Source organism: Rhizobium favelukesii, assembly GCF_000577275.2.
Lineage (GTDB): Bacteria > Pseudomonadota > Alphaproteobacteria > Rhizobiales > Rhizobiaceae > Rhizobium > Rhizobium favelukesii.
Genome location: NZ_HG916855.1, coordinates 1,237,761 through 1,261,919, shown reverse-complemented (window position 1 = coordinate 1,261,919; position 24,159 = coordinate 1,237,761). Strand labels below are relative to the sequence as shown.

General features: G+C 58.2%; 17 protein-coding genes and 2 pseudogenes. 6 read left to right on the top strand and 13 right to left on the bottom strand.

Going from position 1 to position 24,159, the window contains the following annotated elements:
- Positions 1 to 21 precede the first annotated feature (21 nt).
- The 6 genes and pseudogenes from LPU83_RS69455 (at position 22) to LPU83_RS69430 (ending at position 6,475) form a co-directional block, all read left to right on the top strand.
- The gene (locus LPU83_RS69455; RefSeq protein ID WP_024315930.1) at positions 22 to 981 is read left to right on the top strand and encodes an aldo/keto reductase; all 960 of its coding nucleotides are present in this window, start codon (positions 22 to 24) and stop codon (positions 979 to 981) included.
- Between the two features lie 136 nt (positions 982 to 1,117).
- Complete coding sequence (locus tag LPU83_RS69450) at positions 1,118 to 1,732, top strand: TetR/AcrR family transcriptional regulator (protein ID WP_024315929.1); 615 nt, start codon at positions 1,118 to 1,120, stop codon at positions 1,730 to 1,732.
- A gap of 187 nt (positions 1,733 to 1,919) precedes the next feature.
- Positions 1,920 to 3,726 (top strand): annotated as a pseudogene (locus LPU83_RS69445) (acetolactate synthase 3 large subunit).
- A 26-nt stretch (positions 3,727 to 3,752) separates the two neighbouring features.
- Entirely contained in the window at positions 3,753 to 4,349 is a 597-nt protein-coding gene (gene mug / locus LPU83_RS69440) for a G/U mismatch-specific DNA glycosylase (protein WP_024315928.1), read from the top strand.
- A gap of 93 nt (positions 4,350 to 4,442) precedes the next feature.
- Positions 4,443 to 5,417, top strand: a complete 975-nt coding sequence (locus LPU83_RS69435; protein WP_024315927.1) for a GlxA family transcriptional regulator — start codon at positions 4,443 to 4,445, stop codon at positions 5,415 to 5,417.
- A gap of 59 nt (positions 5,418 to 5,476) precedes the next feature.
- The gene (locus tag LPU83_RS69430) at positions 5,477 to 6,475 is read left to right on the top strand and encodes an MDR family oxidoreductase (protein WP_024315926.1); all 999 of its coding nucleotides are present in this window, start codon (positions 5,477 to 5,479) and stop codon (positions 6,473 to 6,475) included.
- Between the two features lie 38 nt (positions 6,476 to 6,513).
- Here LPU83_RS69430 and LPU83_RS73565 read toward each other — a convergent pair.
- The 13 genes and pseudogenes from LPU83_RS73565 to LPU83_RS69365 all read right to left on the bottom strand — a co-directional run bounded on the left by LPU83_RS73565 (position 6,514) and on the right by LPU83_RS69365 (position 24,150).
- A pseudogene (locus LPU83_RS73565) lies at positions 6,514 to 6,762 on the bottom strand (ArsR/SmtB family transcription factor).
- A 70-nt stretch (positions 6,763 to 6,832) separates the two neighbouring features.
- Entirely contained in the window at positions 6,833 to 9,781 is a 2,949-nt protein-coding gene (locus LPU83_RS69420; protein ID WP_024315925.1) for a 2-oxoglutarate dehydrogenase E1 component, read from the bottom strand.
- 908 nt (positions 9,782 to 10,689) lie between these two features.
- Positions 10,690 to 10,920 (bottom strand): hypothetical protein, encoded by a 231-nt coding sequence (locus tag LPU83_RS69415; protein WP_157997405.1) that lies wholly within the window; start codon positions 10,918 to 10,920, stop codon positions 10,690 to 10,692.
- A 68-nt stretch (positions 10,921 to 10,988) separates the two neighbouring features.
- Positions 10,989 to 12,065 carry an alginate lyase family protein gene (locus tag LPU83_RS69410; protein WP_024315923.1) on the bottom strand — a complete coding sequence of 359 codons (1,077 nt, stop codon included), beginning with the start codon at positions 12,063 to 12,065 and terminating at the stop codon, positions 10,989 to 10,991.
- A complete protein-coding gene (locus LPU83_RS69405; protein ID WP_176703588.1) occupies positions 12,066 to 14,798 on the bottom strand; it encodes a tetratricopeptide repeat protein in 2,733 nt (910 codons plus the stop codon).
- 9 nt (positions 14,799 to 14,807) lie between these two features.
- A complete protein-coding gene (locus LPU83_RS69400; protein ID WP_157997404.1) occupies positions 14,808 to 15,443 on the bottom strand; it encodes an alginate O-acetyltransferase AlgF in 636 nt (211 codons plus the stop codon).
- Positions 15,444 to 15,448: 5 nt separating this feature from the next.
- Entirely contained in the window at positions 15,449 to 16,792 is a 1,344-nt protein-coding gene (locus LPU83_RS69395; RefSeq protein WP_029710145.1) for an alginate O-acetyltransferase AlgX-related protein, read from the bottom strand.
- The gene (locus LPU83_RS69390; protein WP_024315919.1) at positions 16,789 to 17,550 is read right to left on the bottom strand and encodes an SEL1-like repeat protein; all 762 of its coding nucleotides are present in this window, start codon (positions 17,548 to 17,550) and stop codon (positions 16,789 to 16,791) included. Before LPU83_RS69390 ends, LPU83_RS69395 begins: the two co-directional genes overlap by 4 nt.
- Before the next feature lie 4 nt (positions 17,551 to 17,554).
- Complete coding sequence (locus LPU83_RS69385) at positions 17,555 to 18,652, bottom strand: alginate O-acetyltransferase AlgX-related protein (RefSeq protein WP_024315918.1); 1,098 nt, start codon at positions 18,650 to 18,652, stop codon at positions 17,555 to 17,557.
- Between the two features lie 7 nt (positions 18,653 to 18,659).
- Positions 18,660 to 20,090: an MBOAT family O-acyltransferase gene (locus LPU83_RS69380; RefSeq protein ID WP_024315917.1), complete on the bottom strand. Its 1,431-nt coding sequence runs from the start codon at positions 20,088 to 20,090 to the stop codon at positions 18,660 to 18,662.
- Between the two features lie 4 nt (positions 20,091 to 20,094).
- Entirely contained in the window at positions 20,095 to 21,615 is a 1,521-nt protein-coding gene (locus LPU83_RS69375; protein ID WP_024315916.1) for a right-handed parallel beta-helix repeat-containing protein, read from the bottom strand.
- A complete protein-coding gene (locus tag LPU83_RS69370) occupies positions 21,608 to 23,050 on the bottom strand; it encodes a mannose-1-phosphate guanylyltransferase (protein WP_024315915.1) in 1,443 nt (480 codons plus the stop codon). The genes LPU83_RS69375 and LPU83_RS69370 overlap by 8 nt, the downstream gene beginning before the upstream one ends.
- A complete protein-coding gene (locus LPU83_RS69365; RefSeq protein WP_024315914.1) occupies positions 23,047 to 24,150 on the bottom strand; it encodes a hypothetical protein in 1,104 nt (367 codons plus the stop codon). Before LPU83_RS69365 ends, LPU83_RS69370 begins: the two co-directional genes overlap by 4 nt.
- Positions 24,151 to 24,159: the final 9 nt, after the last annotated feature.

Genomic DNA, 24,159 nt, shown 5'->3' with positions numbered 1-24,159 from the left:
CTAAATCGAAGGAGTTCGCTCATGGAAGCTCCCGACATGCTTCGCTATAAAAGGATTCCACTTGCAGACGGCGCCGGGGCGATCCCAGCCGTTGGATTTGGCACGCTTATCCCCGATGCAAGTGTGACCAAGCAGGCGGTGAAGGCAGCCCTTGCAGTCGGATTCCGACATCTGGATTGCGCGGAACGATATCGCAACGAGGAAGCGGTCGGAGATGCGATGCGCGAAGCGTTTGCTGCGGGAACGGTTCGCCGGGAAGACGTCTTTGTTACAACGAAGTTGTGGAACACCAATCATCGTCCGGAACGGGTGCAACCCGCTTTTCAGGCAAGTTGCCAACGCCTGCAGGTCGATTACGTCGACTGCTATCTCATCCATACGCCCTTCGCGTTTCTACCCGGCGACGAGCAGGATCCGAGAGATGACCGCGGTCAGGTCATCTACGATTCCGAGGTCAAATTGATAGAGACGTGGCGCGCACTCGAGCAGCTTGTCGATAGCGGCCAGTGCAGGTCGATCGGCCTGTCGGACGTTACGCTGGAAAAGCTGAAGGAGATCGTCGCGGTTGCGCGGATCAAGCCTGCGGTGGTGCAAGTGGAGGCGCATCCTTACCTGCCTGAGTGGGAGCTGCTCGATTTTTGTCGAGAGCACGGGATTGTCCTGCTCGCATTTGCAGCCCTCGGACATGGAATGGAGCCGAACTTGCTGGACGATCCGGTCATTACTGGCATCGCCGATCGCGTCAACAAGACACCGGCGCAGGTGGCATTGGCTTGGGCCGCACAGCGCGGCACCGCTTTCCTGACCACTTCGGTTAGACCCAGCCGGATTGAGGAAAATTTCGACATTTCCCCCTTGCCTGACGACGCGATGCAGCAGATTCGAGACCACATCGGGACGAACATACGGTTTAACAGTGTGGTCGAAACCGGGGTGCCGGGCTTCATTCCACGGGCCGGTTCAGGGCAAGGCAGTCGGTGAGATCGAGGCCCTCTCTCCAGGGCGATGATCCGACGCCATCCTTTGCCGCCCGCGACGATCGCCTGGGCTTAAACAATGGGGACACCTGCCTCATTCGTTGTTGATCGGCGGCATCGACTTGAGCTAGGCCTGATCCATGACCACGAAGCTAAAGCCCGCCCACTTAAGAAAACGCACTTCGATTGGATCGCGTCGCAATCCGGAGGCAGAGGCCGCTGTCCTTGCTGCCGCGAGGGAACTGATTTCGGAAAAGGGCTACGCCGGATTTTCTGTCGATGAAGTCGCCCGTCGAGCCGGGGCTGGAAAGACGACCATCTACAGATGGTATCCGACCAAAGCCGATCTGTTCATCGCGATCTATACCACCGAACGATCGACGTTTGTGCCGGTCCCGGACACAGGCAACCTGGTCGAGGAGCTGGTGCAATATACGACGAGCTTATGGCGGTTTTGGGCGTCCCACCCAGCCGGTGCCGCCCTGCGAGGACTGATTGCCGAGGCGCAGGGTACGGCAGATGCATTAAGCGCATTGCGGGACAGATTTCTTCCCGACCGCACGGCCGATGTAAGACGAATGTTGACGCATGCTGTGGCCCGCGGCGAATTGCGCCCCGAGGAGGTCGACGACAAGGTCGCGCTCTGGGTGGGATTTAGCTGGTTCAAACTGCTGATCGGCGAACTCCATCAGGAAGACACCATTCACTCTGTGATGATGCAGATCGCGGGCATCTCGAGCCATCCTCAGCCGTAACGCTGGTCCGCGATTGACCGCAAGGCCTCCCCAGTGTCACGGCGACCGGCATGGTCAGCACGACTGGCTGCAAACGACGTGTAGTTGTCCGTTTTTGCCGTCACATTGAGATTCCGGACAAATCCCACTCGCCTATAGTGGGTCATACTGAAGCGGAAGGCTTCTGCACTGGCGATTGGAATGAGGCATGACATCTAATCTTTCAACTTCGACAACTTTGTCCGCGCACGACGAGGAAATGACAGGCGCAGAGATGGTGGTGCGGGCATTGGTCGATCAGGGCGTCGAAGTCCTGTTCGGTTATCCAGGTGGCGCCGTTCTGCCTATCTATGATGCCCTGCTCGGCGAGCCTCGGCTGCGCCATATTCTCGTTCGCCACGAGCAAGGCGCTGCTCACGCGGCTGAAGGCTATGCGCGTTCGAGCGGAAAGCCCGGCGTCGTTCTCGTCACAAGCGGGCCAGGCGCGATCAATACGGTCGTGGGGATCGTCGACGCGCTGATGGATTCAATCCCACTGATCGTCATCACCGGCCAGGTGCCAACGCACCTGATCGGCACGGATGCGTTCCAGGAGGCCGATACGATCGGTATCACGAGGTCGTGCACCAAGCACAGTTACCTCGTCAGGAACATCGAGGACCTTCCCCGTGTCATGCATGAGGCATATCGCATTGCGACGACCGGCAGGCCGGGGCCGGTCGTCATCGACATCCCAAAAGATGTTCAAGTCGCGCGGGGTCGATACATCGGTCCTCGGGATTCCAAGCCCTTGCACGTTTACGAACCACAGACAAAGGGCAATCCGGCAAGCGTGGCGGAGGCAGTGCGACTGCTGTCCGAAGCGCGACGGCCCATTTTCTATACAGGTGGCGGCATCATCAACTCGGGTCCAAGGGCGAGCCGACGGCTGAGGGAATTTGCGGCGCTGGTCGGGGCGCCTGTCACGTCGACGCTGATGGGCCTCGGAGCTTTCCCTGCCTCGGATCCTTCATGGTTGGGGATGCCTGGCATGCATGGTGCATACGAAGCCAATCATGCGATGCACGACTGCGATGTCATGCTCTGCATCGGTGCCCGGTTCGACGATCGCGTTACCGGCCGTCTTGACGCCTTTTCGCCGGGTTCGAGGAAGATCCACGTCGATATCGATCCGTCTTCGATTGGAAAGACGGTCCCGGTGGATGTCGGCATTATCGGAGATGCCTCCTCGGTCCTGGAAGACCTGATCGCGGCATGGCCCCGCGATGGCCAAGAGAAAAGAAACGAAAAGCTTGCGCCCTGGTGGCTTCAGATCAATAACTGGCGGGCGGGCACGCAGAGCCTTCAGGTACCGCAACTCGTCCACCGTCATCAAGCCGCAATACGCCCTGGAGCGCTTGCGAGCCCTGACGCGTGAACGAGACGTCTATGTGACGACGGAGGTGGGCCAGCACCAGATGTGGGCGGCGCAGTTCTTCCATCTGAACGAGCCGAACCGCTGGATGACATCTGGAGGATTGGGAACGATGGGCTACGGGCTGCCGGCAGCCATTGGCGTTCAACTCGCACATCCAGATAGTCTCGTCATAGACATAGCCGGCGAGGCGTCGATACTGATGAACATGCAGGAGATGTCGACAGCGGCGCAGTACAAGCTGCCTGTGAAGATCTTCATCCTCAACAACGAATACATGGGGATGATCCGTCAGTGGCAGGAACTGCTGCACGACGAGCGGTACAGCCACTCGTATTCCGAAAGCCTGCCGGACTTCGTCAAGCTGGCGGAGGCGTATGGAGCTGTCGGCATCCGTGCCGAGACGCCCGACGAGCTGGACGGCAAGATCATTGAGATGTTGGATACGCCTCGGGCGGTCATTTTTGACTGCCGCGTCGAGAAGACTGAAAACTGCTTGCCAATGATCCCGTCGGGGAAGCCTCACAATGAGATGATCCTGTCTGACGAGGTGGTGGATATGGGCTCGGTGATCACGGCCGAGGGCCGTGCTTTGGTTTGATTGACCTCGAAAGGCGTGAGAAAGCCATGTCGGCGGATACCGATCGCAATGGAGATCAATTGACGCAGGCTACCGGGCTGTCGGACGTGCTCGCGCCCGGCCTTTCAGTTGTTTTCTGCGGACTGAATCCGGCTCTCTCGGCGGTTCTCGACGGACACAATTTTTCGGCGCCGAGCAATCGCTTCTGGCGGGTATTGCACCTCGCCGGATTTACGTCGCGGTTGCTACGGGCGGAGGAAGAGCGCGTGTTGTTGCAGCATGGGTGCGGCATCACAGCCGCAGTGTCGCGCGCAACCAAAAGCGCGAACGAACTGACGTTGAACGACTACCTGAAGGCCGCGCCCGCATTGGAAGTCAGAATGCGAAAGTTTGCACCAGCCAATCTGGCATTTCTCGGGAAGGCAGCGTTCGCAGCGATCAGTGCTCGACGGGATTGCGACTGGGGTAAGCAAAGCGAGGTGTTTGCGGGGGCAAATACCTGGGTGCTGCCGAATCCGAGTGGTCTCAACAGAGCGTTCAGCTTAGATCGTTTGACCGAGCACTACCTTGACCTAAGATCTAGCTTCCATTCGGCAGGATCCGGAAGCGTGAATGGGCGCACAGACGCCCCGATTGATGCATGAGCCGCCTTCGCCGACAATGAACCGAGCCGGACAGCGATCAAAATATGGCCCGGCACATATGTCCGGGGCACTCGAAACAGCCAGGGGCGCACCATGCGTATCGCCATTCTTGCCATTCCAGGGGTTCAAATGCTCGACGTGGCTGGCCCGATGGATGTGTTTTCCGAGGCCACCACGCTGCTGAAGGGGCGGTCCGGATACACCATCAAGATCGTGGCGTTGTCCATGGAACCGGTGACAGCCCTCAACGGCACTCGATTTTTGCCGGACATGTCGATCGAGGAGACCCTTGAGGGCTTCGATACGCTCGTGATCGCGGGAAGCCCCGGCGTCCGCAAATATGAGGACCATCGCGAGTTGGTCGAGTGGATCATCCGGGAGTCGCGTCACGTCCGAAGGCTGGCCTCGATATGCACCGGCGCCTTTCTCTTGGGGAAGGCCGGGCTCTTGAATGGCCGGCGGGCGACGACGCATTGGAATTCGACGTCCCGGCTCGCAGAAATGTTTCCCAAGGTTAGACTGGAACCGAATACCATATTCGTCAAAGACGGGCCCATCTACACAAGCGCTGGCGTCACTGCGAGCATGGATCTTGCGCTTGCCCTTGTCGAGGAAGACTTCGGTCGCAGCATTGCTCTGCGGGTAGCAAAGGAACTCATTCTTTTTCTGCAGCGACCCGGCGGCCAATCTCAGTTCAGCGTACATCTTGAAGCGCAGGTCGCAGAAATCGGCCCGATTCGCGATATCGCTCAGTGGATCGTCGATAACATTGCCAATGATCTGTCGGTCGAAACGCTGGCGGCGCGCCTCGCGATGAGCAGTCGCAATTTCGCGCGGACATTCAAGCGTGAGACGCACATGACGCCTGGAGACTACGTCGAGGCAGCCAGGGTCGAAGCCGCGCGAAGAATGCTTGAAGAGAGCGATACACCTTTGAAAAGAGTGCCAAGCATGTGCGGGTTTGCAGATCAAAGTGGCCTGCGCCGGGCATTCATGCGGCGGATCAACGTTACGCCGATTGAATATCGCCAGCGCTTTCGTCCGGCCGAGACGGTCGCCGCAGCTTGACGACGCCGTGACGATGCCAGTTCCTCTGTCACTGAAAGTTATCGGAGCAGGAGGTTATTATGGACAGAAGCTTCACGGCGATGGTGATCGATACCGTGGACGGTAAACCAAAAGGTCTCTTCAAGGACCTCTCCATTGGTGATCTGCCCGACTACGACGTCCTCGTTGAAATCGCCTACTCGGCGCTCAACTACAAAGACGGCTTGGCGATCACCGGCAAAGGTCGGATAGCTCGACGAATGCCCATGATTGGCGGCATTGACCTTGCTGGGACGGTCCTGGAAAGCAGATCCCCGAAATGGCAGCCGGGTGACAAGGTCATCTTGAACGGCTGGGGGCTTTCTGAAACCGAATGGGGAGCCTACGCCCGGTATCAGCGCGTCAAGGCGGAGTGGCTGATCCCCCTGCCCGAGGCTTTTTCAATGCAGGAGGCCATGGCGATTGGGACGGCCGGCTATACGTCGGCCCTTTGCGTCGATGCACTCGAGAAATGGGGTTCGATAAAGCCTGGAGAGGGTGAAGTGCTGGTCACGGGAGCGGCCGGCGGGGTCGGCTCCGTGGCGATCGCGCTGCTTTGCGCGCAAGGCTACAATGTTACTGCGTCGACTGGTCGTCCGCAGACCCACGAGTATCTCGCCATGCTCGGCGCGACAGGGTTTATTGACAGAGCAACGCTTCAGGAAAAGGGCCCGCCTCTTCAAAAGGAACGTTGGACGGGCGGCATCGACAGCGTCGGTTCGGACACCTTGGTCAATGCGCTTGCTCAGACGGTTCGTGGCGGCGCGATCGTCGCTTGTGGACTTGCTGGGGGTGCAGATCTCAATGGCACAGTAATGCCCCATATACTTCGGAGCGTGACGCTGATCGGCATGGATTCCGTTGTGGCTCCGCTCGAGCAGCGCCTAGCGGCATGGAAACGCCTGGCACGCGATCTCGATAAAGAGAAGCTCAACAAGATGACAACGGTCGAACCAATGTCAAAGCTTCCGCAACTCGCCGAGGACATTATTGCGGGGAAAATTCGCGGTCGCGTCGTCATTGACGTCGCTCAAGTCTAGCCTGCGCCCCGCCTGCCGCCGGCACGGGACGCACAGCTTTATAGATCACGCATTAGCCCTTTTAAGAAAACCGCGATCGTTTCTTCGTTGCGCTTGTAGAAGATCCATTAGCCAATGCGCCTGGTGGTCACGAGTCCTGCTCGGCTCAGTGTCGCGAGATGACCGGACACGGTCGACTGCGCCAAACCACAACGCTGGAACTGGTTGGCGCAGACGCCCATCCCCACCGGATGCTCCTGAATTCCGAAGTGTTTCTCCGGCTCCTTCAACCACTTCAGGATGTCCATCCGTACAGGGTGTGCAAGAGCCTTCACGATTTTCAACTCGTCCAAATGTCTTTCCTCGAAATTCAAACGCTTACGGTGCGAAGGCCGTGTCCATGAACAAGCCGACCTCAGCGAGATGCCGGGACATCTGACCCGTCGCCGTCGATGCAGACGCCGGACGACCGACGTACTCGGGCCGATCCAGTGTTCCTCGAGCATGTCTTAGGGCCCATTCGACGTAGGGTTCGACAAACGACCAGGCGCCCATGTTCTTAGGCTCCTCCTGGCACCACACGATGCTCGCGGTGGGAAACCGCGCGAGCTCCGCTGCCAGCGCTCTAGCCGGGAAGGGGTAGAGTTGTTCGACACGCAACAGATAGACGTCGTTGATCGCGCGCTTGGATCGCTCCTCCTCAAGGTCGTAGTAGACCTTGCCCGAGCACAGCAGCACCTTGCGGATCTTGGCGTCCTTGACCAGCTTCGTCGAGCTCTCGCCGCCCATCTCGCTGTCATCACGCAGTATCCGCTGGAACCGCGCGCCAACGTCCAATTCCGATAGATCCGATTTGCACCGCTTGTGCCGCTGGAGGCTCTTCGGGGTCATGAGGATCAGCGGCTTGCGGAAATCGCGCGTCAATTGCCTTCTCAGAACGTGGAAATAGTTGGCTGGCGTCGAACAGTTGGCTACCTGCCAATTGCCTTCGGCCGAACTCTGCAGGTAGCGTTCCAGGCGAGCCGAAGAGTGTTCCGGCCCCTGACCATCATATCCATGAGGAAGAAGGCAGACGAGACCCGACATCCGGAGCCACTTGCGTTCGGCAGACGACAGGAACTGGTCGAACACCACCTGGGCCCCGTTTGCGAAGTCGCCAAACTGAGCCTCCCAGACAACCAAGGCTCTCGGCTCGGCAAGCGAGTAGCCATACTCGAAAGCGAGAACCGCCTCCTCCGACAGCATCGAGTTGAACGTCTCGCAGGGCGCCTGTCCAGGGCGGATGCTGCTCAGCGGCATGTAACGTGTGCCGGTCTCCTGATCGATGATCACTGAATGGCGCTGCGAGAACGTCCCGCGTTCGCTATCCTGGCCCGACAGTCGGACAGGATAGCCGTCGTCGGCCAGTGATCCGAGCGCGAGCGCTTCTGCCGTCGCCCAATCCATACCCTTGCCCGCCTCGATAGTCTTCCGCCGCGCCTCGATGAAGCGACCGACTGTCGGATGCACGTTGAATCCTTCGGGAAGGGTCGTGATCTTTTCCCCGATGGTTCTCAGCCTGGTCGTGTCGACGCCCGTCGGACTGTCGGGTTCCTCATCGCTCTCCGATTTGCCCGACCCGAGCCCGGCCCATTTTCCATCCAGCCAGTCGCCCTTCTTGGGCTTGTAGGATTTCGATGCTTCCAGCTCGGCGTCGAGATACTCAGACCACCTTGCGCTAGCGTCCTCGATTTCGCTCTTCCCGACGAGGCCTTCTAAGATGAGACGCTCCGCATAGATTTCCAGCGTGGATTTATGTGAGCGGATCTCCTTGTACATCGCCGGCTGAGTGAACGATGGCTCGTCGCCCTCGTTGTGACCGAAGAGCCTGAAACAAATCAGATCGATGACGACCGGTTTGTGGAATGTCTGGCGATATTCGATCGCGAGCCTTGCAACACGAGCCACCGCCTCAGGATCGTCGCCGTTCACATGGAAGATCGGCGCTTCGACCGTCTTCGCCACGTCAGACGGATATGGCGACGACCTGGAGTAGCTCGGATCCGTCGTGAAGCCGACCTGGTTGTTGATGATCAAATGAACCGAGCCGCCGGTTCGATACCCCTTCAGACCCGACAGGCCAAGGCTCTCGGCCACGACCCCCTGCCCGGCGAAGGCCGCGTCCCCGTGGATGAGGAGAGGCAAAACTGTCGCTCGCTCGACCGAATCGTTGCGCTGCTCCTGCTTCGCGCGAACCTTGCCTAGAACCACCGGATCGATGATCTCGAGATGGGACGGGTTTGCAACCAAGGACAGGTGAACCGTCTTGCCGCCGAATTCCCGGTCCGATGACGTGCCGAGATGATACTTCACATCGCCGGATCCCTCGACCTCGTCGGGGAAGAACGAACCACCTTTGAACTCGCTGAAGAGTGCGCGGTGAGGCTTGCGGATCACTTGACTAAGGACGTTTAAGCGTCCGCGATGTGCCATTCCGAAGACGACCTCGGCCACGCCGAGCGCGGCACCGCGTTCGAGGATTTCTTCCAGCGCAACGATTGTCGTTTCCGCACCGTCGATGCCGAAGCGGGTCGTGCCTACGAACTTCTTATTGAGGTAGCGCTCGTACCCCGTGACCTCGACGAGCTTCTTCAGAATTGCGCGCTTGCGGTCCGGCGTCAGCTCCGGAGTTGTGTTCCTTGCTTCAACGCGCTCTTGAATCCATCCTCTTTGAACCGGATCGGAAATGTGCATGTACTCATAGCCGATGGTACCGCAGTAGGCGCTACGCAAAGCCGCCACTATCTCTCTGATCGTAGCGCTCTCGACCCCGAGGGCGCCGTCGATGAACACCGCACGATTAAGAACATCGTCACCGAACCCGTATGACGTAGGGTTCAGTTCCTCATCATTCTCCGGGGCCTTTAGGCCCAACGGGTCGAGGTTGGCGTGGAGATGACCACGCATCCGGTAAGCGCGGATCATCGTCAAAGCGCGGGCGGTATCGCGGTTCACGGTGAGCATTTCGCTTTCGGACACGGCACCAGTTCCGGCCTTTCCTTGACGGTAAGCATCCTTGTCCGCCCGCGCCCAATCCCCGTCCAGGGCGGAAACCAGGTCGCCATTCAATGGAATGGGCCAATTTGCCAATTTCCAGGAGGCGCCCTCCACGGTGCGTCTTACGGCTGTTGCATCATCATCCAACGAGCTGAAAAAATCCCGCCACTCTGCACCGACCGAGCTGGGATCCTCCAGATAGCGGGCTTGCAAACTCTCGATGTAGGATGCGTTGACGCTATCGAGAAACGATGTCTGCGAGAAGATTTCATTGGCTGGTTGCCGATCGATCGCATGGTTCATCTCAGCATTCCTTGTCTTCCAATCATTCCAGGCACAAACGGCAGTGAATGAATGGCGGCTCTCTACAGTGTTGAAACAGGCAGCGCGGGACCACCACGCGGTCTCGATCGGCGATCTGCAAGCCAGACTGGCTTAAAGAGCCCATCTGCGCATCGCAGAGAGGAGTATAACGGTGGCGCGGTTGTCCGACATTGGAATGAAAGGGCAAAACCGGACAAACTTGGCTCATATACCGCCGAGGTCGGTGTTCGTGGCGTCAAGCCGCGAAGATCGCCGTTGCAAACAGCGCGCCTCATGCGACAAGGAGGAGGATCGCTGAAATCTGAGCGAATGCCAATTGTACGAAGGTGTCGAACGATCTGGTCCGGCGAGGCCCTGATCAGTTGGAACCCGAATCTCGCGGAAGCCGTCCTTCTCCAATAGCATGACCTACCATGATCCCAGCCGACCCTAAGGAGCCGCATCCAAGGGCACATTGAAGGAGTATCACGGCGGCGGCGTCGCGTTTGGCAGCCGGAAGGCTACGCGCTGCCAGTCGGTTCTGAGGGTCGCGACGCATTCTTTTGGAGCCTACCGCTCGCGGAAATCCGCGAGAGCCAGCGCGCAATCCTAGGCGCAGCCTAATTTAGTTGCCGCTTCTTCCGGAAAAGCACCCAAACCGCAGATGACTTGCGATCCGATCTCGGCGAGGACGCCAGGTCGTTGATCGCCTGCTCGCAGTTCGGGCAGTTTAGTTTTCGGCAACGGATGACCGGCTTTCGATTTGTCGGAACACGCGCTTGCGTCAATCGGTATCGCTGCTCGCGTTCGCGAGAGTGCATCCGGGCTTGGCTCGCTTGAGACAACAAGTCATGTCGGCACGCATGTTCCGCCTGTCCCACCCTCGGCATCCTCACCTAAAAAATGCATCCACGGGATGCAAGCTGCATCTTTCGGCGAATGATAATGTTCATGCTCTTGCCGGAGTTCTTTGCTTTCGTCAGCAGTTTAGCGCAAGTTTTCGGGCTAAGCTTGCCGTCAGGATTTTTCGGAGTTGTTTGCTCGGAGATTGTCGGGCGTGCTGCCATGCCTTGGGCGGCGACATATGCCGGCACGAAAAAAAAGGTGGCAAGGCTGATCACCAGCACATATCTAACCTTAAGCATTTGTGGGCTTTCTTATTCCTCGAGTGACGTGTGATTGATGACGAACTATCTCAATCCCCAGAGTATTGCTCGGTCAGATTGCCCCCAAGATTGGAGTTCGATAGTGGCCTGTACTTCTTAGCAAGGCGCAGTGCCCTCTCATCTTTTTCATATGTCAGATAAGGCTCCAGCCATGCGAGCTGAAAGGGCTCCAACGTCTCGCTGCCCATGGAAAAGGACTGCTCAGTTCCGGCCTTAGCCGCTGCGAGTTCCGGTTTTTCGACCGCCGAAAGCGTGAAATCCACGATCTTGGCAAGCTTTCCATCACACACGGCAAAGCTATCGGCTGAGTGGCCTTTCAGGAGTACTGCATTGACGACCAGGGGCGCCACCGCGTGCAATTGATAATGCAAGGCTTTGTCTCCTCTCTTCATTTCGAAGGGAAGCGCTCCAGCCTCGTCGGCCGAACAGACGACCATCTCCGTTGACTTCGCACCCCAGGCAACCTGCTCATCGTCATTTGTCGCCAGACCGATTTGCGCGACCGCAAGTCCGGCCCAGGCGCGAAGGTTGTTCTGCGACGCCATCGGTGGCGCGTCATTGTCGAAGAAGGATTCCAGCTTGCGGCCAAGGGACGCCAACCACGCCTCGATTTCCACTTTCTGCTTGCTCGGCGGTGGCGTTAGGGCCTTCGCTTCATTGTAGGCAATTGCGATCCCGGCCAGTCGCGGGGAAATGGCGAGCTTCGCATTCATCGTGCCGAGATCGGACAACGCGCCGGCATTTGCCCATGTAGCCAGTGCGGTATAGAGACACCGGCGTTTCTCGATGTCGGAGGGCTTGGTGGCAGACGATCCGTGAGAGAGTGCGGCTACTGACCTGACAAAGAGATCTATGGGTCGTAGGGCCTTGTTGACAGCTGCGTTGCTTTCCTGGTCAAGCTCCGAGCGGGACGCGTCACCCTTTTCATAACGGCTGCCAAGCTCAAGGCTTGTAACCGGCGTGGGCACTCTCGGGCACTTCTGTTCGGCCTGTGCAGGATGGTCGCAAACGGCGAGCAACCCCAGTGCCAACGGCGAAACAAGAGCACCCTGACGAAGCTTGCCAAGCCCCTTAATCCATACCGGGCGGGAAACATACCTTCTCATCTAGTTCACCTTCATTGCCATGACAGCCAGCATTTCGTTTGCTTGCTTGTTGCCGAGACGCGCTGCCTTTTCCAGCCAGGCCTTCGCCTGAGGCAACGACGGCTGCGTGCCTATTCCGTAGGCGTAGTTCTGCGCCAGCAGCACCATTGACTCCGCATCGCCTTTGTCCGCCGCCTTCTGAAACAGATCCGTGGCGTTTGTGGCGGCCTCCGCACCGGCATTGGTCGCAAGCTTCAGCTTTGCGAATTCGCGCATCCCGATAGGGTCGCCCGTATCTGCCGATCGTTTGTAGATCGACGCAAGATCAACGCGTGCCAAAACAAGTTGGTAGATGCTCTTGTGCGATCGCGCCAAGCCGGTCAGGCGGCTAGCAACCCGTTCGGCCGGAGCATGTTCGATAACATCGACCATCAGTTCGGTTGCTTTCTCAGGCGAGAACTGTTGGTTCTGTTTGTCGGTGTAGGTTTTCAAGAGGTGCTGCTCGGCCTTCGCGTCGCCACCACGAGCCGCGATTTCGAACAGGCGCATGGCGCTGTTGCGTGCCTCTGCCGATGCGACTGCAGCATAGGCTTCGGCCAACAGTCGTGCTCTCCACGGTTTTCCTTCCGAGAAAGCTTCGCCAACATCCATCCAGGCGCGCGATCTTATTGGCTGACCGAGATCCGAATAGGCATGCGCCATTGAAAGTGCCGAATCGAACGAGCAGTCCATGACGCTTTGAGCGCGCAGCAGGTAACCCTGTTTCAAATTGACATCGTTCACCTGCCGGGCCGCGAAAATCAGTGCGTCAGCATCCCCGCGATCGGAGATGGCCGGCAGGTATTGCTTGTAGACGTCAAGGGGCACAGCAAACTTTTCGGCAAGCAGTTGCATGGCCCTTCCGTTGCCGTTTGCAGCTTCCAAACGCAGGTTCTTTTCGGCTGAGGCCGCAAGGGTAGGGTCATCCCTGAACGAGGACAGGATCAACTCGCCAGCCCCGACCCGCGCAGCCGGGCTGCCCCGATCGGCAGCAGCCAGAAGTCGGTCGAGCGCGGCACGTTTCTTGCGGGCATCATCGCCCACCGCCTGCAGCATCAAGGCTGCAAATGCCGCCTCGGCGTCCGGGCTCGTCGACAAGCGCTCGTCCCACTCTTTGATAGCGTGAGCGTCCGTTCCAATTGCCTTGAGATACCAGAGGTAGGCAGCAATCAACTTTGGTTGGCCATTCAGTGCACCCGATTGAAGCAGGGCTGCCGCAGACGTGTTTGCTTGATGAGCGAGCTCCTCGATGTCTTCGACTGACCATGCGCCGCCCTGCGTTCCCTGGGCGGCGTTCGCCCAATAGGCCGCCTGCTCGAGGCGAGGTCCGTCGGGCGCGTGACACAAGTAGGCATCGCGCAAATCATTCATGGTGTCGGTTCGGCCGAAGTTGTCAAGAAGCGCCAATAGAAGGTTGATCCCCTCGTCGAAATTCCCCTCGCCTGTGCTGCCCATGCGAATGGCGGCCAGACTGTGCATGGACGTCATGTCACGACGCTCGGCTCCTTTGGCGAAGAGCTGGCTTGCCTCGTCGCGAGATTTCCAATAGCCGTCCGTCTCGATTGCAAGATTTGCCAGCCTGGCGAAAACCCAACCAGGCGCATCGTTTAGTGACGCGAGTTCGTTCAATGCTTGAACATACTTCTCCCGGGCGTCCGGTGCGTCGGAGTAAAGGTTTGCGAGCCTGATCAGACTGCTGCGATGACCTGATGCCACAGCCTGGCGATAATAGTACTCGGATTTCTCAAGATCTTTCGGAATGATCGCCCCGATCTCGTAAACGTGGCCGAGCTCGGACTGAGCGGCAACCACACCATGATCGGCCGCGAACTTGAGGTAGCGCATCAGGACTGCGTTGTCCTTGCGGATATCGGAGCTTTCCATGTGATAGCGAGCGACCTTCCAGGCGGCATTGCCGTCTCCGAGGTCGGCTGCAAAGCGCAACCACGCCTCCGAGATCGTGCGGTTCTGTTGAACCACTTCCCCCTTTTCATATTCTCTGGCAATGCGCGCGACCCGGTCGCAAATTCCACTGTCAAGTTTTCCGACCATCGCGCCGAAGGCCATTGTTATGGCGAGCGATGGGTCAACCGTCCAACCCTCGATGCTCTGTCCGTCGAGGTTTCGTTTGGCAAGCTGCAGGAGCGCATTTGGATTTCCGCCATAGGCGGCGTTGACGAGGTAGGAGAGCGCCTTTGTCGTGTCTTTCTGATCGGTAACGCCGTTCAGGATCAGCTCGGCGGCTAGGTCCAGATCCTTCGGCGTACTGGTTTCCGCGTGTGCGACGAAAGCCTCGATCGCTCCGGTGTCCTTCAGCTCATCGATCTTTCCCGCCCGAAGGTAGAGTGTGATCCTCTCCGCCTCCAAATCCTGTGGTTTCATGTCGGTGTTCAGGCCGGGCAGCAGTTCGATCATGCGTGCGATGACAGGAAAATAGAGTTCCGGATCGATGTCGCGAAGTCGTTGCGCCTCGCGCTGAACCAGCCACGGTGCCATCTTCGGAAGCGACTTGCGATCCCAGGAAAGCCATCGATCAATGACCTCTCCGTCCGGCGCCCGTTGAATACATATCGGCTTGACCTCAACCTTGGGCGGCAGGAATTCGATGGCGACTGGACCTGCCCGCACCTGGCCGGCGGTCGCTGCGAGCCATAGGCACGCCGCAACGGTCCCGACAAGCGAAGAAGGAATGCGTCGAAAGGCATGAAACGACATCATTGTCCCCTATTGGCTCAAGTGGTTTTCAGCGGCGACGACGTGGTAGTCGCCCTTGCTGCCTGAGAGAACGATGGAAAACCCCGCCCGTCTCTTCAGGTCGATCTTTTCGATTTCGGCGATCGTCTTGCCGTCGTGCTGGATAACGAAGCCGAGACTGAGCGGCGCTCTTAGAGATACGCTCTGAGAGGTTCCGGAGGCGACCGCCTTGAGTGCAGTTGCATTCGCAGCAGGCGCGACCAGATCGACTGTTTGCAGGTCAGTGAGATTGTAAAGATAGACCTGAGCCTTCGACGGGTCATCCTTGACGCCATCGACGTAAAGTTTCCCTTGTCCATCTGACAGCTTGGCATAGGTGTAGTATTTGCCGGGGTCGGCGGTCACCTTCGTGCTCTCTGAGCCGATGGACATGTCGACGTCACCAGGTTTGACGGTGACATAGGGTGACACCCCTTCGGTGAAATTTGCGACTTGAGCACCAGCGATGACGGCCGACGAGGCATTAATGTCGACAATGCGGATGAACGACCCGTTCGGGTCAACGGGCTTGCCGTAAAGCCCGGCGTCTTGCGCCAATCCCGTTATGGGCGTGGCCAAAGCCAGCATCGCGACGCAAAGAGCTGCACATGTGCGAGATATGATCATTTCCATCACCTTGCTTTAGGGCTGCAGACACTGACCGCCGCGGCATCGGCAGAAAGGCGGTCAAATTCGAGATTGATGCGCTGCGGGGCCTCACGGGCAAAGTAGCGAACCGGAAAATAGAAGCGGCCGGTCGAGACCATTCGGTCCGCGCGCAGAATACTGCTCTCGAACTGGTGGCCGTCGCTCAGCTCAAAACGCAGCGTCGCTCGCCGACTATGCGCATCGCCTGAAAACGCATAAATCACCGCCGAGTCAGAGACCTCGCCCTCACCGATGGCAACGCTGATCACATTGGCGCTGGGATGTGAAATTTTCTCACTATCGATCGTCCGGCAGCTTTGACGCGCCGCGGCCGAAAGCTCGATCAAAGGCGCATCGCCGAATTTGCCGAGATTGTTGTAGATCGGGTTCTCCCAAATCAGAAATCGGGGCCGGTTCGTCTGGAAGGCTTCCGATGTGAGATAGGACGTGATCGACCCGAACTGGTTGCCCCCTGAAATCGAATAGTTCGTCACAGGAGTTGAGAGGGCCTGCGAGAGAAAGCCCGCGAAATTTGAGGCAGGAAGATCAGAATAGCTCGTGCCGACCAGGGCGACGGTACCGCCCGAAGCGTCGTTGCCAAAGATGTCGGCTGTGGTGTTTTCGCCACCCGTCTCAAAGGTTTCGTACCCCTGTGTCTGCGGCAGGGGCAATGCATCCTTGCAGCCGGACTGCAGCAATCGACGCATCGTGGAAATGATCGACAAGCGCGTGGTCGGCTTTGTCTGAAAACTCGCTTTTTTGAGGTCGTCCGAACCTGGAAGAGCCCGGATCGCTGCAGCGATTTCCTCTGCGGACACGCGCGCACCCGACGATGTCCAGTGAAAATCAGCCTGGAAGAATGGCGGCTCATCACCGGCGTCTTTTCTTAGCCTTTCCAGCAGATCAACCGTAGCGATGCCATGATCGCGCAATCGCTTGATGACATCGTCATAGGCTCTTTTTGCAACGCCGTAGTCAAAACCGTAGTCACTTTTTGCAGTTTCGGGCAGATATTGCGGCAGGACGAGGCTTTTGGTCGGTATCGGAACAAAGACAAGCGTCGTTCCCCCCGCCTCAAGCGCCTCTGCGAGCAATGCCACTTCGTCGGCGGTGTGCTCCGACAGTTGCTGCTCCATGCGCAGGTCCGCAATGACGCGATAGAAAAATCCCTTCTCTCCCTCGACAACGGCAAGTTGTCTGTTGGTCTCAAGGCCTGCGCATTCGAAAGCAGAGGACGCGGCGTGGCCGGTCCCTGCCGACGCCAGCGCAATGGCGACTGCCGCCAAGATCCGGGAACACAAGGTCGATCGACTAATCCAGTGTATCATTGCGAAACCTCGACAAGGTTCGTTGGTTCTTTCTCCAACCGGCGCAAAACGGCGGCGGCGATCGCGCTCGTGCTTGGTTCAGCACTGTCTTTTGCGATCGTCAGGAAGTGCCTCGCCTCTTCCTTTTCCTGATCGCCCGCCAGGCCCTGGGAGATCATGGAGATCGCCAAATTGAGCGCAGTCTTCGAGTCACCCCCGGCGGCCGCCTGCCGCTCAAGGCGCAAGACCTCGTCGGGCTTGGCTCCGAAAGGCCGGCCACTCTTGTAAAATTTGACGAGTTGTGCGGCTGCCACGGGATTTCCACGGGACGCATGGTCGCGAAGCGTCTTTTCAGCCTGCGCAAGGCGGGGCTCACTGACTGTCTCTGAGGTTGTGCTGAGCAGTCGGGAAAGCGGAGCAACTGCTCCTGCGCGGCCGGTGCTAGATGCAATGGTGTAATAATGGATCGCGTCGGCCGTCAGTTTCGGATTTGCTGCAAGGCGTTTGGCGACGTAGATCGCCGCTACACCGTCGCCCCGGTCGGCGAGCATCTGCAGCTCTTTGTAGGAAACACGCTGGCGGGCAATCATCCGCCGACGGATTGCCTGCAAGGCGGGGTCCTTCAGTTGATCCGTTCTTGTAACGCCCTGATTGAAGCCTTGCCGATAGCGCTGATCCGCTGCCTTTGATTTCGGGTCGGCGCCCGCAGCCGCAAACGCAACACCGCATCCGTTATTGACGCCAATGCTCAGAGCGACCAGCAGTATAAGGAAGCGCATGTGTCTACTCCTCAGCAACGGGTGGAGGTGCATCCCAAAGAGCTGGCTCGGTCAAATAGCGAACCGGAAACTCCCAAAGCACTGTCGGTTGTCCTTGAATCTGCTGGCTGGTCTCCAGAAATTTATGCATGGGAACGACCGGCCCGCGGCCGATCTCGGCGACATTCAAGACGTTGGCGCCAAGCGCAGCTTCGAGATAAGCGGAAAAGGACCAGGTATCGTTGGCACTGTAGCTGGTGCCGACCAGAACGACGGGAAATGTTTCGTCCTGTCCCAGGATATCGATGATTGACCCTGCATCGTCCGGTGACGCAGTTTGCGGGGCGACGACTTCGTTCTTCAATCCGATCGACGGCGCCAATCTTGCACCGGTCACGAATTTGACGAGGTCGCCTTCAAGCGCCCGGTTTGGCTCGTCCTTGAGGACAAAATGCGTCTGTCCCACAATTCGCGAGGAAGCCGCGATCGCACCGGCGACAGCCTTGGCTCCCGCAGGCGTCCAATGCGTGTCAGTCTTGAGAAAGACGTTATCCTGCGGTTTTGCACGCTGTAGTGCTTCCCTTGCATCAACGACGTCGATCTGTGCCGCAGACAGTGCATCGATGAAATCGGTGTATCGACGCTCTGCGATCGAGGCATATCGCTGATCCGTCAGATATTCACGGTAAACGTCGCTCTTGGCAGGCAGCGGTACGACAATCAGTCGCTGACCTCGGGACCGTAGAGCTTCGGCGACCTTCGAAATCTCGCGAACGCCGCTCGAAATGCCGCTGTCAGCGTTCGCGGCGCCGCGAAATTCCTCCTCGGAAAACAACCATCCGTTTTTTCCAACGACCACTCCACGACGCCCTTCGCCGAAAAGGACGTAGCGAGCAGCGCCGACGAATTCGACCGCAAACTCGCGGTGTGGCAACTCGGTCTTGTAGACGGCCTCGAGCGTCGTTCCGATCAGCCCGTGGCTCAGTTGGCCGACGTTTGCGGGGAGCTGCGAAACAGCGCCGAGCAATTGGGGGCGAATGTCGACATTGGCAAAGACCCCATAGCCGAACAACATCACCGGAAGCAGCAGTCTGGCAGTTGTTTGTTTAGCGTTGATCTGCATTGGCGCCTCAAAACTGAAAATAGAGAAACGGCGAGTGGTTGGCCTCGGCAAGCTTCAGGATCGTTGCTGTTGCAAGCAAGGTCAGCATCAACGGCACTGTGATCGATTGACGAAGCGTCGCGGTTCCATCGGTACCTGGCACGGCAACCCCTGTCCGATCGAATGTCTGAAGATAAGGCTCGCTTGCAACGACTGCGCATCCGATGGCCAGAGTGAGCAGCCCTTCGTGAGTGATATCGAGGAGCAATTCCGGTCGCGCCCAAAACCCATTCAGCCCAAGCATGCCGGCATAAAGCTCCAATGCGACACCGACGCTCTCGGCCCGGAAGAGGACCCATCCCAACAAGACGATCAGCAGGGTGAGTGGCAGCGCTATCCATTTCGAGGTCGCTATCTTATTCCAGCCTGTGGCGCGTTCGAGCGCCAGCCAGCCACCATGCCATCCGCCCCAGAGAACGAAGGTCCAGTTGGCGCCATGCCAAAGCCCACCGAGGAGCATGACCAAAATCAGGTTGAGATAGGTTCGAAGAGGACCGAGGCGGCTTCCGCCGAGCGGAATGTAGAGATAGTCTCTCAGCCAGTTTGACAGACTGATGTGCCATCTGCGCCAGAATTCGGTGATGCTCCGGCTGAGATAGGGCATGTCGAAGTTCGGTGCGAAGCGGAACCCGATCATCAGTCCAAGGCCTATCGCCATGTCGCTATAGCCGGAAAAATCGAAGTAAAGTTGCATCATGTAGGCGATGGCGCCAAGCCACGCCTCAATCAGGGTCGGGTGACCGCTCGAAAAGATGCTGTCGGCGATCGGCGCAATCGGATCTGCAATCAGTGCTTTCTTTGCAAGTCCGATGACGAACAGGGCCGTACCGTCGCTAAACTTCTGGATGGTGTGATCGCGATGTTTGAATTGGTCGGCGAGATCCTTGAAACGCAGGATTGGGCCAGCAATGAGCTGCGGAAACAGAGCCTTGTATGCGGCAAGATCGATGAAGTTGCGCGTGGCGGGCGTTTCCCGGCGATAGACGTCGACAAGATAGCTGATCGACTGGAAGACGTAGAAGGAAATACCAATGGGAAGGATGAGGCGCCAGTGAATACCGAGCCCGCCCGCATCCGTCCCAACGAGAGCGGCGAAACTATCGATGAAAAAGTTCAGGTATTTGAAAACTCCAAGCACCGTCAGGCAGCCGGCGATACCAACGGCGAGCAGGATTTTCCCTGCGGGCCGGCCTAGATTGCGCTCGACTGCGATCGCAAAGACATAGACCCACACGGTTGTTGCAAACAGGAGTGCGAGGAAATCCATCCGCCACCACCCGTAAAAAATATAGGACGCAATCAGAATGGTAAGGGAGCGCGCCGCAATCGGGGTCGCGTAGTAGGCCAGCAGGAATGTCGGAAGAAACAGAAAAAGGAAGACCTCGGAGGAAAAAACCATGATTTCAGGGTCCCTTCTTGGCGATGCAAGCGGAAAAATCGACTGCGGAAAACTGGGAGAAGTCATCCGGAGCGGTTGGCACGGTTGCCTTGATCTTGAATTCACCAGGCTGGTCTGATGCAGCAAACTCCAGCAATCCGCCGAGGTTCGTTGCGAAGTCTCCGTCGGCGACGCGCGGCAGCTGTCGACTGAAGTCGTTTGCCAGAAGGCTGACTTCCCCAACTGCCGAGCCACTCAATCCGAAGCGATTGTTCACAAAGTTGTTGTGCGAAACGCGAAGCGATGAATGCTCGAACTGACCTGAAATCGCCAGGCCGGCGGAAGCATTTCCGAGGAGATCATTTTTCTCCACGTTGCCGTTGAGGACGGAACGCATCGCAATGCCACGGGAAAGATTTGCAAGCACGACATTGCGTTCGATCGCAACGCAGGCGGCACCATCCACGCTAATTCCGGTCAGCCTCGATCTGCCGACGAGATTGTCGGAAATCCTGACCTCGGTCGATCCGCCGTCAACAAAAATTCCGTTACCTGGACTGCCAATGATGATGTTGTGGGAAATGTCGAGATGGCTTGAACCATCGGTCACCTTGATGGCGTGCGTCCCGGATCGTTGCGACACGATGTTGTCGGCGATACGCACGTTGCGTGCCGCCTTGACCAGCACCGCTGTCTGAGGACCATCGACAAAGCGATTTCCGACGATGTCGAGCCCGCTTACGCCGGCAAGCGCGACACCAGCACCATCCTTGAAGATGTTATCCTTGAGTATGGAGCCCGTTACAGATGACGAAAACTGTTGATGTGTGAAGGCCACACCGCTTCCTTCCAGGAACCCGGGAAAGCCCAGTCCGGTGATTTCACTTCGGCTTACCAGTGTGGCTCCGCCGAAGGTTGTCAGCAGGAACGGCCGAAATCCGCTGTTCTTGGCGCCTGTCACACCAAGGTATGCGCCATCGATCTCCAAAACCCCGGTATTGACAACAAATGCGCCTTGGCTGCCGTCGACCGCCAACCTTTCGCCAGGGCCGATTTTCAATGCGCCGCCAGTCCAGATGAAGATGGGGCGATGGGCGACGTACCCCTCTGGACCCTTCTCGAGATAGTCATCAAAGCCCTTCGTTTGCAGGACCTGTCTGACGTCTTCGAGGCTGAATGAGCCGCTTTCGATGACGATTGCGGTAGCCTGAGGGGCCGGCTGGGCCTTTAAACTGGCTTCCACGAAACCCTGGCTTGCCGGCAAGCCGATCCGGCGCAGGAGAATATCGACCGGCGAACGACTAAGGCGTTTCTGGGTATCTGGGAAATTAAGTTGGCCGGCCTGACCTCCGGCCCGCGACGGTTCAATACCAGCCAGTTCGTGGGCACGCCTGAATATCTCGCCCGACGATACATCCAAGCGCTGCGTATCTTGCTCGAGACGGTCCAGCCCTGGCCAGTATGGGCTCTTCTGACCCGCCGTCGCCCAGGGTGAGCCCGCGAGGCAGGCGACAAGTGTCGCGATCGCCGCAAAACGACTAGGCATAATCAGCTGCCCTCACGTCGTAGGGGATGGTTGCAAAAGGCTGGCTCGGCAAGCCAAGGACGCTGGCGTTGCCACAGCTGATTTCAATGACCTCGGAAACGGTATCGGAGGTATTGACCAAGACCGCCTGTCTGCCCGTCGCAACCATGGCGGACAGGCCGGGGGTCAGCTCAGACTGCGTTTGGTCGCCGATAAGCCGCACCCCCCCGCGGATAACGGCCAGGATCCGAGACACGCCTTCCTCACCAACAAGCGTGACGGTCTTTCCGCCATCGACACTCAAGAGGTCCATGGCGAAACCCGGGCCGGCCTGCATCGACTTTATGGTGCCCCATTCGGTAACCTGGCTACGGTGGTTTTCCGCTTCGCGACGTTTGAGCGTTACGAGGTGCTCGACAATTCTCTTCACGTCCTGGGCGCTTGACTTGTTGGTGACGAGGAGTGCGTCGTCGGTATCGACGACCACCACATCGTTCATGCCGACAACTGCGACCAGGCGCTCTCCGCCTCGCACCAACGAGCCGCGCGTATCGAACAGGACGACGTCGCCGGAGGTTACGTTGCCGCTTTCATTTTTCATTCCGATCGAATGGACAGAGGTCCAGCCACCGACGTCGTCCCATTCGATTGCAGCGGGCGCCAAGGCAATGTCCTTGCAGCGTTCAAAGACCGCCTTTTCTGTCGGCTGGCTGTCTGCTGCGATAAAATGCCGTTCGTCGAGCAGTAGGCCAGCCTCGGTTTCAAGCGGTGAGGCGGACTGGAGAGCAGCGCTGACGGCAGCAAATGTCGACGGATCGTGACGCCGGTATTCCTCAATCAGCTTGCTCGCCCGAAACATGCTGATGCCTGATGCCCAGTACGCAAAACCGGTGTCGATGAGCGACTGAGCAATTGCTGTACTGGGCTTCTCAATGAAACTTTCGACGCGGTGCAGGCCGGGATAGAGATCGAATTGACCGCCATCCATGACGTAGCCATATCCCTTTTCGGCATAGCTCGGTTGGATGCCGAAGGTAACAATAAGCCCGTCCAATACTGCACGGTGCATTTGCGCAATGAGGCGATTGAGCTCGCCCTTGATGACATGGTCAGATGGCAGGACGACCAGCACCGCGTCAGGTTTGGCGCCAGCAAGATAGAGCGATGCAGCCAGCACCGCCGGGCCCGTGTTCCTCGCCACCGGCTCCGTGATAATGTGCGCTTTGCTCTGGATTTCACGGAGTTGACGCGCAACCGTCTGCACATGGCGGGATCCCACGCAGACGATCGGATCAGAAAACATATCGGCGCGATGGCGTTGAACCGTACTCTGAAAGAACGTCAAGGAGCCTTCGCCGTTGACCGGCTGGAACTGCTTTGGCTGGTGGGCGCGCGAAAGTGGCCAGAGACGAGTACCGGACCCGCCGCATAGGATCAGTGGATGAATGTCGCTCATTTCGTACCCCGGAAATAGGACAGGCTATTTGTCATGGCTCTCACCCATCCGGGCGAACCGTCCAATCGCACCACAACAGGCGTTCCAGGTGGCACGTCTGGCAGGGATTCAATGGGAACAAGCGTTACCGGCAGCAGATCACCTGAGGGGGCGCCGGCGCGATCGACAAGAACGTTGGCATCGACCTTCCTGCCATCGCGAGTCTCGATCTGCGCCGTTGCGCCCCCCGCCAATCGCCGCAACTCGGGCCCGGTCAGGCTCGATTGCACAACAAGTGGAGCCCCATGCTTGTTCACATTGAGGATCGGTTGACCCACGAGGACGGTCGCTCCTCGCTCGATCCCGGTCGTTTGAACCTCGCAGTCGCAAGGCATGCTGACCGTTACGGCAACACCCGTGGATGCCAGGATGGAATAGGCCGGTTTTCCACTGGGAGCACTGGGATTGATGAAGTCGACCTGGCCACTCGCCGTAGCCTTCATCGTTAGACCCTGACGCTGGACGAGGGCCGGCGCATTTACTTCCGTCACATAAAGGCGGTTGTTCAAGGCAGTGGCCGTCAACAATATGAGGGCAATCGAGGCCAGGCCAACGCTGAGCGTTCCAACTATTCTAGCCAACGCGGCGCTGCGTGGCGGCCGGACTGCGGCGGAAGTGGGTGCCTTTTCTTTCTGCCAGGCGCTCGTCGCGCCAATCAACCCATCGAAGGTCACGTGGTCGCCCGCTAGCCAGCAGTTCAGGAGATAGCGTATCTGCGGCATATGCTGGCCGGTCGGGTCCCGGAAGCGCAAGGCAATTGCTCCCGTTTCACTGTCGCTTGATGCAACGACGACGTCGATTGGCAATGACAGCGAAAATCCGTTGAAATTGAACCGAAAAAGAGCAAGTTTGCTGGCGCCCGCCCAATTTGCCGCAGCAATTCCGGCAATTCGCGCTCCCACCATTGAAAGAGTAACCCCTTCATAGGCGCGTCCATCGATCGCGACTGAGAACGGTATGCGCAGGCTCGGATGTTCATTCGCGTCGGCAAAATCGGGCGCCTCACCTGTATCCTTGTCCACTGAAAGCACTTCCTTTTCGCGATGGTCGATTGTCGTCATCAGAGATCC

Coding starts and splice junctions, on each gene's coding strand:
- LPU83_RS69435 (WP_024315927.1), top strand. CDS start 4,443: ATGCGTATCGCCATTCTTGCCATTCCAGGGGTTCAAATGCTCGACGTG.
- LPU83_RS69400 (WP_157997404.1), bottom strand. CDS start 15,443: ATGATCATATCTCGCACATGTGCAGCTCTTTGCGTCGCGATGCTGGCT.
- LPU83_RS69365 (WP_024315914.1), bottom strand. CDS start 24,150: ATGACGACAATCGACCATCGCGAAAAGGAAGTGCTTTCAGTGGACAAG.
- LPU83_RS69390 (WP_024315919.1), bottom strand. CDS start 17,550: ATGCGCTTCCTTATACTGCTGGTCGCTCTGAGCATTGGCGTCAATAAC.
- LPU83_RS69375 (WP_024315916.1), bottom strand. CDS start 21,615: ATGCCTAGTCGTTTTGCGGCGATCGCGACACTTGTCGCCTGCCTCGCG.
- LPU83_RS69450 (WP_024315929.1), top strand. CDS start 1,118: ATGACCACGAAGCTAAAGCCCGCCCACTTAAGAAAACGCACTTCGATT.
- mug (WP_024315928.1), top strand. CDS start 3,753: ATGTCGGCGGATACCGATCGCAATGGAGATCAATTGACGCAGGCTACC.
- LPU83_RS69380 (WP_024315917.1), bottom strand. CDS start 20,090: ATGGTTTTTTCCTCCGAGGTCTTCCTTTTTCTGTTTCTTCCGACATTC.
- LPU83_RS69405 (WP_176703588.1), bottom strand. CDS start 14,798: ATGTCGTTTCATGCCTTTCGACGCATTCCTTCTTCGCTTGTCGGGACC.
- LPU83_RS69430 (WP_024315926.1), top strand. CDS start 5,477: ATGGACAGAAGCTTCACGGCGATGGTGATCGATACCGTGGACGGTAAA.
- LPU83_RS69455 (WP_024315930.1), top strand. CDS start 22: ATGGAAGCTCCCGACATGCTTCGCTATAAAAGGATTCCACTTGCAGAC.
- LPU83_RS69395 (WP_029710145.1), bottom strand. CDS start 16,792: ATGATACACTGGATTAGTCGATCGACCTTGTGTTCCCGGATCTTGGCG.
- LPU83_RS69410 (WP_024315923.1), bottom strand. CDS start 12,065: ATGAGAAGGTATGTTTCCCGCCCGGTATGGATTAAGGGGCTTGGCAAG.
- LPU83_RS69370 (WP_024315915.1), bottom strand. CDS start 23,050: ATGAGCGACATTCATCCACTGATCCTATGCGGCGGGTCCGGTACTCGT.
- LPU83_RS69385 (WP_024315918.1), bottom strand. CDS start 18,652: ATGCAGATCAACGCTAAACAAACAACTGCCAGACTGCTGCTTCCGGTG.